Origin of the sequence: Lachnoclostridium sp. An169 (assembly GCF_002160525.1) — a bacterium.
GTDB lineage: Bacteria > Bacillota > Clostridia > Lachnospirales > Lachnospiraceae > Mediterraneibacter > Mediterraneibacter cottocaccae.
On the sequence record NZ_NFKT01000015.1, the window covers coordinates 1 to 12,307 of the forward strand.

The 12,307-nt window shown below is 52.9% G+C and carries 12 protein-coding genes and 1 pseudogene; 12 read left to right on the plus strand and 1 reads right to left on the minus strand.

All coding sequences use genetic code 11. The annotated features are described in order from the left end of the window. A pseudogene (locus tag B5F07_RS11500) lies at positions 1-392 on the minus strand (hypothetical protein); the annotation flags it as partial. A 278-nt stretch (positions 393-670) separates the two neighbouring features. Between B5F07_RS11500 and B5F07_RS11505 the strand changes: the two are divergent. From B5F07_RS11505 to hisB, 12 genes are all read left to right on the plus strand, one after another. Then, positions 671-2,056, plus strand: coding sequence for an RsmF rRNA methyltransferase first C-terminal domain-containing protein (locus B5F07_RS11505; protein ID WP_087161432.1), 1,386 nt, complete (start codon positions 671-673; stop codon positions 2,054-2,056). Then, on the plus strand, positions 2,053-2,805 hold the full coding sequence (locus B5F07_RS11510) for a pseudouridine synthase (protein ID WP_087161433.1): 753 nt from the start codon (positions 2,053-2,055) through the stop codon (positions 2,803-2,805). The genes B5F07_RS11505 and B5F07_RS11510 overlap by 4 nt, the downstream gene beginning before the upstream one ends. Then, the gene (locus tag B5F07_RS11515) at positions 2,799-3,473 is read left to right on the plus strand and encodes an HAD family hydrolase (RefSeq protein ID WP_087161434.1); all 675 of its coding nucleotides are present in this window, start codon (positions 2,799-2,801) and stop codon (positions 3,471-3,473) included. The genes B5F07_RS11510 and B5F07_RS11515 overlap by 7 nt, the downstream gene beginning before the upstream one ends. A 39-nt stretch (positions 3,474-3,512) precedes the next feature. Further along, the gene (locus tag B5F07_RS11520; protein ID WP_087161435.1) at positions 3,513-5,414 is read left to right on the plus strand and encodes a YgiQ family radical SAM protein; all 1,902 of its coding nucleotides are present in this window, start codon (positions 3,513-3,515) and stop codon (positions 5,412-5,414) included. An 11-nt stretch (positions 5,415-5,425) separates the two neighbouring features. Next, positions 5,426-6,193, plus strand: coding sequence for an SDR family NAD(P)-dependent oxidoreductase (locus B5F07_RS11525; RefSeq protein ID WP_087161436.1), 768 nt, complete (start codon positions 5,426-5,428; stop codon positions 6,191-6,193). After that, positions 6,190-6,768: a hypothetical protein gene (locus B5F07_RS11530; protein ID WP_087161437.1), complete on the plus strand. Its 579-nt coding sequence runs from the start codon at positions 6,190-6,192 to the stop codon at positions 6,766-6,768. The genes B5F07_RS11525 and B5F07_RS11530 overlap by 4 nt, the downstream gene beginning before the upstream one ends. Positions 6,769-6,801: 33 nt before the next feature. After that, positions 6,802-7,911 (plus strand): RluA family pseudouridine synthase, encoded by a 1,110-nt coding sequence (locus B5F07_RS11535; protein ID WP_087161438.1) that lies wholly within the window; start codon positions 6,802-6,804, stop codon positions 7,909-7,911. Continuing rightward, complete coding sequence (locus B5F07_RS11540) at positions 7,884-8,417, plus strand: Holliday junction resolvase RecU (RefSeq protein WP_087161439.1); 534 nt, start codon at positions 7,884-7,886, stop codon at positions 8,415-8,417. Before B5F07_RS11535 ends, B5F07_RS11540 begins: the two co-directional genes overlap by 28 nt. 75 nt (positions 8,418-8,492) lie before the next feature. Beyond that, positions 8,493-9,743 carry an ATP phosphoribosyltransferase regulatory subunit gene (hisZ, locus tag B5F07_RS11545; protein ID WP_087161440.1) on the plus strand — a complete coding sequence of 417 codons (1,251 nt, stop codon included), beginning with the start codon at positions 8,493-8,495 and terminating at the stop codon, positions 9,741-9,743. 12 nt (positions 9,744-9,755) lie between these two features. Beyond that, positions 9,756-10,403: an ATP phosphoribosyltransferase gene (gene hisG, locus B5F07_RS11550; RefSeq protein WP_087161441.1), complete on the plus strand. Its 648-nt coding sequence runs from the start codon at positions 9,756-9,758 to the stop codon at positions 10,401-10,403. Between the two features lie 2 nt (positions 10,404-10,405). Beyond that, on the plus strand, positions 10,406-11,701 hold the full coding sequence (hisD, locus tag B5F07_RS11555) for a histidinol dehydrogenase (protein WP_087161442.1): 1,296 nt from the start codon (positions 10,406-10,408) through the stop codon (positions 11,699-11,701). Positions 11,702-11,716: 15 nt separating this feature from the next. Beyond that, positions 11,717-12,307: an imidazoleglycerol-phosphate dehydratase HisB gene (gene hisB / locus B5F07_RS11560; protein WP_087161443.1), complete on the plus strand. Its 591-nt coding sequence runs from the start codon at positions 11,717-11,719 to the stop codon at positions 12,305-12,307.

Consider the following 12,307-nt stretch of genomic DNA (forward strand, 5'->3'; position numbering starts at 1 on the left):
GCTTCTACGTTAATAATCAGCTTGATCTGACGTTTCATGCGGGCATAGTATACGGAGAAGCGGATGTCATAATAGAGTTCTCCTTCTCCCGGTACGGAATCTTCCTGCGCTTCTAATGCAACCTTCTCTGTATCCGTCATGCCGGGCACCATTCTGTCTGCCATACCGGTCTGTGTATTGGTCTGGCCGGGCAGGACTTTTACCTCAGCCACCTGTATATCCGTCCCGATACACTTTTTAATCTGGCTGATCTCCATTTCCCTGAACTCTTCTGTCGCGTATTTCAGAATCCAGGCAAGGATGACCTTGTTTGCAAGAATCCGTTTGCAGTATGTATCATACTGGCTTTTCCCTTTCGCCAGAGTGAGATCCCCGGCAAGTTCATTTTTCATAGACTTTTCCCTTTCTACATTATAGCGAATGCGGTTTACAGTTACAAGTGGTTGATTTTTACCCCGGAAATATGTAGGGCAAAGAACTACCGGAATCTCTGACGGGGAAGAATATTGCGATACGCATCCCGTTTAAGATGGGTTGATGTTAACACATTATGCGGATAATTTCAAGAGAGTTTTTGCCAAAAAACAAAAGAATAAATTTCACCTTTCATCTCCCGGGGGTGCATGGTATAATAGATCTGTTATTGTTATTTGCATAATGGAGGAGACAGATGAATCTGCCAGATACATTTGAGAAAAACATGAGGGAGCTTCTTGGGGAAGAAGAGTATGGGCGCTATCTCGCCTGCTTTGACGAACCCCGGCACTACGGGCTCCGTGTCAATACATCGAAGATATCCGTGGAGGACTTCCTTGAGATTGCGCCATGGCCGCTTGAAAGGGTGCCGTGGATTCACAACGGATTCTATTATGACGGGGAGAAATATCAGCCTGCCAAACATCCCTATTATTTCGCGGGACTTTACTATCTGCAGGAACCCAGCGCCATGACGCCGGCGGACCGGCTTCCCGTGGAGGCAGGGGACCGGGTGCTTGATGTGTGCGCCGCCCCCGGCGGAAAGGCCACGGAGTTGGGTGCAAAACTTGGCGGGACGGGACTTCTGGCGGCAAATGATCTGAGCAATTCCCGGGCAAAAGGACTGTTAAAGAATCTGGAACTTTTCGGCATCGGAAATGTCCTTGTCCTGAGTGAAGAGCCGGGAAAACTGGTGCCTTATTTCCGGGAATACTTTGACAAGATTCTGATCGACGCCCCATGTTCCGGGGAAGGGATGTTCCGCAAGGACCGAAAGATGGTGCGTGCCTGGGAGGAACACGGCCCCGGATTTTTCTCGAAGATCCAGAGGAGTATTGTCATGCAGGCCGCGGATATGCTGCGGCCGGGCGGGCTGATGCTTTATTCCACCTGTACCTTTTCCCCGGAGGAAAACGAGCAGACCATTGAGTATCTGCTTGAGAACCATCCGGAGTTCACGATCTGTGAGATGGAAGGCTATGAAGGTTTTTCGGAGGGAATTCCGGAGGCTTCGCAGTCGAAGCGGGAAGATCTGAAAAAGACGGTGCGGATTTTCCCTCACAGAATGAAAGGAGAGGGACATTTTCTCGCCCTGCTGAAAAAAGGGGAAGCGACGTCAGCAGGAAGGCAGGTCAGTCTCTCCGGAAAACCGGTCAGGCTGCCGGGAGAACTGGCGGAGTTCCTTGCTTTGATCGACCGGGATCTGGAACCTTCCAGAATCGAGATCCGCGGGGAGAGAGTCTGCTACATGCCGGAGGGCGTGCCGGAGCTGAAAGGAATCCGTTTCCTGAGGACCGGACTGCTCCTGGGAGAGCTGAAAAAGAACCGTTTCGAACCGAGCCAGGCTCTGGCAATGAACCTGAAAAGGGAAGAGTATGCCAACATTCTTGACCTGCCGGTGTCGGACGAGCGGGTGGTGCGTTACCTGAAAGGGGAGACTCTGGATGTGGAAGATCTGGTTTCCCGGAAAGAGAAAGGCTGGTATCTGGTCTGTGTGGACGGATATCCGCTCGGTTTTGGAAAACTTGGCAACCAGATGCTCAAGAACAAATATCTTCCCGGGTGGCGGTGGCAGTCATGAGCAGGATGAGACTGGACAGATATCTCGCGGAGATGGGATGCGGCACACGAACGCAGGTTAAAAAGGAGATCAGCCGGGGAAATGTAAACATCAACGGAAAAGCAGCTCTGCGCCCGGAGGAGAAAGTAGACCCGGATACAGACCGGGTTACATTTCAGGGAACGGAAATTTCCTACATCCGCTATGAATATTATATGCTGAACAAGCCTGCGGGAGTGGTTTCCGCGACGGAAGACAGCCGGGACGGCACTGTGGTCGGTCTGATCGGGGAACGGCAGAGGAAGGATCTGTTTCCCGTGGGAAGACTGGACAAAGACACAGAGGGGCTGCTCCTGATTACAAATGACGGGGATCTGGCGCATCGGCTTCTCTCCCCGAAAAAGCATGTGGACAAAGTGTATTTTGCCCGTGTCGCGGGAGAGGTGACAGAAGAGGACAAAGAGGCTTTTGCCCGTGGGGTGGATATCGGGGATGAGAAGCTGACGCTTCCTGCAGAACTGGAGATTCTGCGGGTGGAAAAAGAGGCGGCGGCAGAAAAAGGAGCTGCGTCTGAGGGAATGTTCTTTTCGGAAATCCGGCTGACGATCCGGGAGGGCAGATTCCACCAGGTTAAGCGGATGTTTCAGGCTGTGGGGAAAGAAGTCGTGTACCTGAAGCGGATCCGTATGGGAAGCCTGGTGCTGGATGAAGATTTGAAAACCGGAGAATACCGGAAACTGACGGAGGAAGAGATCAGAGCGTTATGTTAAGCGGAAAGAAAGCAGTGATTTTTGATATGGACGGTTCACTGGTGGATTCCATGTGGATCTGGCCGGAGGTGGACCGTATTTACATGAAGAAATACGATCTGGTACAGCCGGATGATTTCCATAAGGCCATCGAGGGCAAGAGCTATACGGAGACAGCACAGTATTTTGTAGATACTTTTTCCAACCTGCACAGAACAGTGGATCAGGTGAAAGCGGAATGGCAGGAGATGACGGTGGATCTCTATGCAACCCGGGTATTTCCGAAGCCGGGAGCCGTGGAGTTCCTGGACGCTATGAAGAGCCGGGGTGTGCTGATGGGAATCGCCACAAGCAATGACAGGACCATCGCCGAGGCGGCGCTTTGTGCCAGGGACCTGATGAAATATTTTGATTCAATCCGTACCTCCTGTGAGGTGGCGGCAGGTAAGCCGGCGCCGGACGTCTACCTGAAAGTGGCGGAAGATCTCCGCGTGAAGCCGGAAGAGTGCCTGGTGTTCGAGGACGTGCCAAACGGGATTCTGGCGGGAAAGAATGCGGGCATGGAAGTGTGCGCCGTGGACGATGAATTTTCCAGGCCGGACGAGGCGGAGAAGAAGCGTCTGGCGGATTATTTTATTCATGATTTCTTTGAGATCAGGGACAATACATATGAGAGATGCAGAAAGTAAGTGTGACATGCATCAAATAAACCATACGGGAGTGGACAGATGGAACAGAGATTTTTGCCGGTGACAGAAGCAGAGATGGAGGAGCGGGGATGGGATCAGGTGGATTTTGTCTACGTGATCGGGGATGCCTATGTGGATCATCCGTCATTTGGTCATGCTGTCATCAGCCGCGTTCTGGAATCCCGTGGTTACCGGGTGGGGATCATTTCACAGCCGGACTGGAGAGATCCGGACAGCGTCTGCGTGTTCGGGGAACCCAGACTGGGATTCCTGGTGACTGCGGGGAACATGGATTCCATGGTGAATCATTACTCGGTATCGAAAAAACATCGGAAGACGGATGCATACACTCCCGGCGGAGAGATGGGAAAGCGGCCGGATCATGCCTGCACAGTGTACGGCAACCTGATCCGTCAGACCTATAAGAAGACGCCGATTATCCTGGGCGGGATTGAGGCGAGCCTGCGCAGGCTCGCGCACTATGATTACTGGTCTGATTCCCTGAAGCGTTCCATCCTTCTCGATTCCGGGGCTGATATGATTTCCTACGGCATGGGAGAACGCTCCATCGTGGAGATCGCTGATGCTCTGGATGCAGGAATTCCGGTGGAAGAGCTGACATATATTTCCGGGACGGTGGTGAAGGTAAAGGGCCTGGAGAATTTTCCGGATGCTTTGATTCTTCCTTCCTATCGGGAACTGACAGCGGATAAGAAAAAATATGCCCAGAGCTTTTATACCCAGTATGTGAACACAGACGCCTTTAACGGAAAGCGGCTTGCCGAGCCCTATTCGGATTATCTCTATGTGCTGCAGAATCCCCCATCTACGCCTCTGAGCCAGACGGAGATGGATGATGTGTACGGACTGCCCTACACGAGAACTTATCATCCGTCTTACGAGGAGAAAGGCGGTGTTCCCGCCATCGCGGAGATCCGTTTCAGCCTGATCAGCAGCAGAGGATGTTTCGGCGGATGCAGCTTCTGCGCCCTGACATTCCATCAGGGAAGAATCGTTCAGGTAAGGAGCCACGAGTCGCTGATTCACGAGGCAGAGGAGATCACAAAGGAGAAGGATTTCAAAGGGTATATCCATGATGTGGGCGGCCCCACCGCGAATTTCCGGCACCCGTCCTGTAAGAAGCAGATGGAACACGGCGTGTGCCGGGAACGCCAGTGCCTGTTCCCGAAGCCCTGCCCCAATCTGGATGCAGACCACAGCGACTATGTCAGCCTGCTGCGGAAGCTGCGGAAGATTCCGGGGGTGAAGAAGGTGTTCATCCGCTCGGGAATCCGATTTGATTATCTCCTGGCAGACAAAAAGGATGATTTCCTGCGGGAGCTGTGTGAGTACCATGTGAGCGGGCAGCTGAAAGTCGCTCCGGAACATGTGGCGCCGCCGGTGCTCGCACTGATGGGAAAACCGGAGCATCAGGTGTATGAGGAGTTTACCCGCCGCTTTCAGAAAATGAATGAGAAACTCGGAAAGAAACAGTATCTTGTGCCGTACCTTATGTCCTCCCATCCCGGTTCTACCCTGAAAGAGGCGGTGCGCCTTGCCGAATTCTGCCGGGATCTGGGATATATGCCGGAGCAGGTGCAGGATTTCTATCCCACGCCTTCCACGCTGTCCACCTGTATGTACTATACCGGTCTGGACCCGCGGACAATGAAGCCGGTGTATGTGCCGAAAAGTCCTCATGAGAAAGCCATGCAGAGGGCGCTGATCCAGTATCGGAACCCGAAGCTCTATGACCTGGTGCTGGAGGCACTGGAGAAAGCCGGGCGCATGGATCTGGTCGGATACGGCCCGAAGTGCCTGATCCGCCCGAAGAAGTCCGGGCAGGCAGAGCGGCAGGGACAGGAAAGGTCCCGGGGATCTGTAAAGCAGAAGCCGGACAAACGCAGGAAGAAGATCCGGAATATTCACAGAAAAAAATAGGAGATGACCGAATGAAGACAGCAGTAGTCACCGGGGCTTCCTCCGGGATGGGCCGGGAATTTGTCCGGCAGATCGGATATTTTTACCGGGATCTGGACGAGATCTGGGTGATTGCCAGGCGGAAGGAACGGTTGGAGCGCCTGGCAGAGAACAGCAGGGTCCAGGTCCGTATCTTTGACGGAGACCTGAGGAAGAAACCGGTTTACAGGAAATTATATACCGCTCTGAAAGAGGAACATCCGGATATCCGGATGCTGGTCAATGGGGCGGGATTCGGAAAGAGCGGAACCGTGGAGAAAATTGCCGGGGAGGATCCGAAGATCCAGACAGACATGGTGGATCTGAACTGCCGGGCGCTGACCCGGATGACGCTTATGTGTCTGCCCTACATGTCGGCGGGGAGCAGAATCATCAATCTGGCGTCTGCAGCGGCCTTCTGTCCCCAGCCATCCTTTGCCGTCTACGCGGCCACCAAGTCCTATGTACTGAGTTTTTCCAGGGGACTCGGGGCAGAGCTGCAAAAGAGGGGCATCTGTGTGACAGCTGTGTGTCCCGGACCGGTGGATACGGAATTTTTCACAGTCAGCGGCGCATTGAACAGCCCCCTGAAAAAGCTGACCATGGCGAAGGCACCTCAGGTTGTACACCAGGCGCTGAAGGACAGCAGGAAGAGAAAAGCGCTGTCTGTATTCGGACTGCCGATGAAAGCAGTCCATGTGGGGACGAAACTGATCCCCCACGGGCTGATACTGAAGATAGAGGAGAGATTATCAGAATGAAAAAAGCAGCAAAAGGAACACCAGGGTATCTGGATTATAAAAAGAAGGTGGAGATCATCCGGACGGTGATCTATTTCGGGATCGTGGCGGCGATCTTTTTCCTGGGATATTTTCAGACCGGCACAAGGCTGAATCTTCTCACCGTAGTGGCGATCCTGGGATGTCTGCCCTCCGCCAAGGCTCTGGTGGGCGTGATCGCCCGCTTCCCGTATCCGTCCATTGACCGGAAGAAGGCGGAGGAGATTGATGCGAAGACCGGGCATCTGACGGTGTGCTACGATATGGTCATCACAAGCCGGGAGAAGATCATGCCGGTGGACTGTATCGTTATATCCGGGCATAATATTTTCGGCTATACCCACTATGAGAAGGTGGATGTAAACGAGCTGGCAAGGCATATCAAGAGTATTCTGGCGCAGAACCAGATCACGGGGCTTACTGTGAAGATCCTGAACCAGTACAAGCCGTTTCTGGCAAGGGCGGAAGGGCTGAACAATATTGCCGCCGTGGAGAAGGAAGATACGAAGGAGAGAGAGGAGCAGATCCGCTCCATTATCCTGAATATATCCATGTAGGAAAGACCGGAATATTTTCATTTAGGAGAGGCCATGAAAGAGATCACAATCGGGAAAAACGAGGCGGGACAGCGTTTTGACAAGTTCCTCGGGAAATATATGAATCTGGCGCCCAGGAGTTTTTTCTACAAGATGCTGCGCAAAAAGAATATTACCTTAAACGGGAAGAAGGCGTCCGGCTCCGAGATCCTTTCCGAGGGCGATCAGGTGAAGCTGTTCCTGTCGGACGAGACAATCGGGAAATTTTCACAGGTTCCGGCTGTTCCGGTGGCCGGAAAGACCCACACGGACAGACGGGATGACCGGAAGCGGGCAGGACATATTTCTGGAAGCCTGCACATATTATATGAGGACGCGGATACCATTTTCATAGACAAACCTGTGGGGATGCTTTCCCAGAAGGCGAGACCGGAGGACATATCCCTGACGGAGTACCTGACCGCCTATCTTCTTGAATCCGGGCAGATCACAGAGGAGGAGCTGCGAACGTTCCATCCGGCGGTCTGCAACCGTCTGGACCGGAACACGAGCGGAATCGTGGCTGCAGGAAAGTCTCTGGCGGCGCTGCAGGAGTTAAGCGCCATGTTCCGGGAGAGGACGATGAAGAAATACTATCTCTGTCTGGTCAAAGGTGAGGTGGAGCGTCCGGAGTACATCCGGGGATACCTGGTCAAGGATCACGAGGCAAACCGGGTGGAGGTTTTTGCCGGGAAAAGCGGCAGGCGTACAGCCGGGCAGCCGCATACGGCAGAAAATCCGGGAAGTGCCGGACGCGATGGTGCATCCCTCATTGAGACGGAATACCGTCCCCTGAAGAGCAGCAAAGGAGTGACCCTTCTGGAGGTTCATCTGATTACCGGGAAGACGCATCAGATCCGCGCCCACCTGGCTTCCCAGGGGCACCCTCTTGCAGGGGATTACAAGTACGGGGACAGAAGGTTTAACGATGACCTGAAGCGGACATATGGACTTGCATCCCAGATGCTGCATGCATACCGGCTGTGCATGCCGCAGGTGGACAGGGGTGTTCTTTCATCCCTGTCAGGAAAGGAAATCTGCGCCCCGCTGCCGGAACTGTTCGAGAGAATCTGCAGGGACAAAGGAGTGATGGACGGATGGCAACCTGGAATTCAAGAGGACTGAGGGGCTCCACCCTTGAGGAGCTGGTAAACCGCACCAACGAGCGCTACTCGGAACAGGGACTGGCTCTGATCCAGAAGATTCCGACCCCCATCACACCGGTGAAGATCGACAAGGAACACCGGCACATCACGCTGGCATATTTCGAAAAGATCAGTACAGTGGACTATATCGGTGCGGTTCAGGGAATTCCGGTCTGCTTTGATGCGAAAGAGTGCAGCGCAGATACTTTTCCGCTTCAGAATGTACATGAGCACCAGATGGATTTTATGGGGAAATTCGAGAAGCAGGGCGGCATCTCGTTCCTTCTGATCTATTACAGTACACGCGGTGAACTATATTATATGAGATACATGCAGATAAAGAAGTTCTGGGACCGGGCGGCAGCGGGCGGCAGGAAAAGCTTTCGCTTTGAGGAGCTGGAGCCGGGATGGTTTATGGAACTTAAGAACGGGTATTTCATTCCTTATCTTGAATTTATCCAGAAAGACCTGGATATTCGGGATTGACAGGAGAAAAGAAAGTGCGTATAATGACAAAAGGATTTTAACGTAGTAGCACGTTAAAGTGAAAGGGGACGTTATATGGAACAGAAACTGCATACCCCCGAGGGCGTTCGGGATATATATAACAGAGAATGTGAGACAAAGCTTGCACTTCAGAGGGAGCTGGGAAATGTGCTTCATCTGTACGGCTATCAGGACATACAGACGCCGACTTTTGAATATTACGACGTGTTCCGCAAGGAGATCGGATCGACTTCCACCCGGGAGCTTTACCGGTTTTTTGACCGGGAGGGGAATATTCTGTCACTGCGGCCGGATATTACGCCTTCCGTGGCACGGGCGGCGGCAACGCTTTTTGAGACGGAAGACTTTCCCATCCGTCTCTGCTATGTGGGAAATACGTTTATCAATCACAGCAGCTACCAGGGAAGGCTTAAGGAGAACACCCAGCTTGGCGCCGAACTGATCGGTCTGGACTCTATTGAAGCGGATACGGAGATGCTTGCCATGGTTGTGGACGGACTGAAAAAGACAGGGCTTACGGAGTTCCAGGTCAATGTGGGACATGTGGATTTTATCCAGAGCCTGATGGAATCCACAGGACTTGAGGAGGAAGAAAAGGAAGAGATCCGGACTCTGATCAACAACCGCAATTATTTCGGCGTGGAAGAGATTCTGGACAACCGCGGCGTGAAGGGAAGTGTCAAGAAGGCGTTCCAGATTCTGCCGGAACTGATGGGCGGTCCGGAGATCCTGGAGCAGGCTGCTGCCATTGCGCCCAATGTAAACGCCAGACTGGCCATCACCAGGCTGCAGCAGATCTATAAGCTGTTGAAAGCATACAGGGCGGAAGACCATGTCTCCTTTGACCTGAGCATGAACGGCAGCTACGGATATTACAGCGGTATTATTTTCCGTGCCTACACATACGGAACCGGGGATGCCATCGTGCGGGGCGGCCGATACGACCATCTCCTTGAAAAATTTGGAAGGAATACGCCGTCCATCGGTTTTGCCATTATTGTCGATGAGCTGATGAGCGCTCTTTCCCGGCAGAAGATCACGGTTGAGCCGGTACACAGGAACCTGATCGTCTACACGGAAGCCACGGAGAACTGGGCAGTTTCCCTGGCGGGAAGTTTCCGCAGCAGAGGGAGAAATATTGTGCTGATCAAACGGGACAGTGAGGATACAAGGGAGAAGTTCGAGGAATATGCAAAACGTTCCTCCATTTCAAGCCTGATGTATCTGAGGGACGAACTGAAAATCGAGATGGTAAACCTGACTACCGGAGAAGAAAAAACTGTGGATGCAAAGAAGCAGAAATAAAGGAGCATTGCTATGAGATATTTGACATTTGCCCTCACCAAGGGGCGCCTTGCCAGCCAGACCATCGAGATGCTTGAAAAGCTCGGCATCACCTGTGAGGAGATGAAGGATAAGAATTCACGGAAGCTGATTTTTACCAATGAAGAGCTGAAGCTGAAGTTCTTCCTTGCAAAGGGGCCGGATGTTCCGACTTATGTGGAGTACGGCGCGGCGGATATCGGCGTGGTCGGAAAGGACACCATCATCGAGGAGGGCAGGAAGGTCCACGAGGTTCTTGACCTCGGGTTCGGAAAATGCCGGATGTGCGTGTGCGGCTATCAGGATGCGGCGGAGCTTTTGAAGCACCATGAGCTGATCCGGGTTGCCACCAAGTATCCGAAGATCGCAAAGGACTATTTTTATAATAAGAAACACCAGACTGTCGAGATCATCAAGATGAACGGGTCCATTGAACTGGCGCCTATTGTGGGGCTGTCCGAGGTCATCGTGGATATTGTGGAAACCGGTTCCACGTTAAAGGAGAACGGTCTTGTGGTTCTGGAGGAGGTCTGCCCGCTCTCCGCACGGATGATTGTCAATCCGGTCAGCATGCGGATGGAGAATGAGCGGATCCGGGAACTGATTACGAATTTGAGAAACCTGCTTCAGGAGGGAAAATAAAAATGCGTATTGAGAAACTGGATGAAAATACAAAGAGTAATCTTCTGGAAGATCTGCTCAGACGAAGCCCCAACAGCTACGGGCAGTATGAGGAGAGCGTTCAGGAAATTCTTCGTAATGTTAAGGAAAAAAGAGACGAGGCATTGTTTGCCTACACAAAGAAATTTGACGGTGTGGATATGGATCCGTCCAGTCTTGTCGTGACGAAGGAAGAGATCGATGAGGCGTACGGGATCGTGGGCGATGAACTGGTGGGGATTATCCGCCGGGCCCTGAAGAATATTGAATCCTACCATGCAAAACAGATGCAGTACAGCTGGTTCGACAGCCGTCCGGACGGGACGATCCTGGGACAGAAGGTGACTGCTCTCCAGAGAGTGGGTGTGTATGTACCCGGAGGAAAAGCAGCCTATCCGTCCTCTGTGCTGATGAATATCATGCCGGCAAAGGTGGCAGGCGTCGAGGAGATCATTATGGTGACGCCGCCCGGAAAGGACGGAAAGGTAACTCCGACGACCCTAGTGGCGGCAAATGAGGCGGGGGCAGACCGGATCTACAAGGTGGGGGGAGCCCAGGCCATCGGCGCGCTCGCTTACGGAACGGAATCCATTCCGAAGGTGGACAAGATTGTGGGACCGGGGAATATTTACGTTGCCCTGGCAAAGAAAGCCGTATACGGTCATGTGAGTATCGACTCCATCGCCGGTCCCAGCGAGATTCTTGTGCTGGCGGATGAGACGGCCAATCCCCGCTATGTGGCGGCAGACCTGCTCTCCCAGGCAGAACATGATGAACTGGCAAGTGCCATTCTTGTCACGACGAGTATGAAGCTGGCTGAGAAGGTGTCCGCTCAGATCGATGAATTTTTAAAGGAACTCTCCAGAAGCGAGATCATCCGCAAGTCACTGGACAACTACGGGCATATCCTTGTGGCGGATACGCTGGGTGACGCCATTGACGCGGCGAACGCCATTGCGTCCGAACATCTGGAGATTATGACGGCTAATCCCTTCGATGTAATGACGCGGATCCGCAACGCCGGAGCGATCTTTATCGGAGAGTACTCAAGCGAGCCTCTGGGCGATTACTTCGCAGGGCCCAACCACGTGCTTCCGACCAATGGGACGGCGAAGTTTTTCTCTCCCCTCTCGGTAGATGATTTTATCAAGAAATCGAGCATCATCTCCTATTCCCGGGAGGCGCTGGAAGAGGTGCATGAGGATATTGAGAAATTTGCAAAGGCTGAACACCTGACCGCACACGCGAATTCCATTCATGTGCGTTTTGAGGAGAAATAGGCAGGAGGTAGCAGGATGGAAGGAAGAACTGCGTCATGCAGCCGGAAGACGAAAGAAACCGACATAACGCTTACCCTGAACCTGGACGGGCAGGGGAAGACAAAGATTGATACGGGAATCCCGTTTTTTGACCATATGCTGGACGGATTCGCCCGTCACGGGCTGTTCGATCTGGAGGTCAGCGTAAAGGGGGATCTGGAGGTGGACAGCCACCATACCATCGAGGATACCGGAATTGTACTGGGAAGTGCAATCGCCCGCGCTCTGGGCGACAAGGCCGGAATCCGCCGGTACGGATATTTTATCCTGCCCATGGACGAGACGCTGGCGCTTGGGGCAGTGGATCTTTCCGGAAGACCCTATCTGAATTTTCAGGCAGAGTTTACCGTGCCCCGTCTTGGCGGAATGGACACGGAGATGGTGCGGGAATTTTTCTATGCCGTCTCCTACAGCGCAGCTATGAACCTGCATCTGAAGATCCTGGACCCGGGGAATAACCACCATATGGCGGAAGCTCTGTTCAAGGCATTCGGAAAGTCCCTTGACATGGCGGTTTCCGAGGAGCCGAGAATCAGAGATGTCTGGTCCACCAAGGGGTCCCTGTAA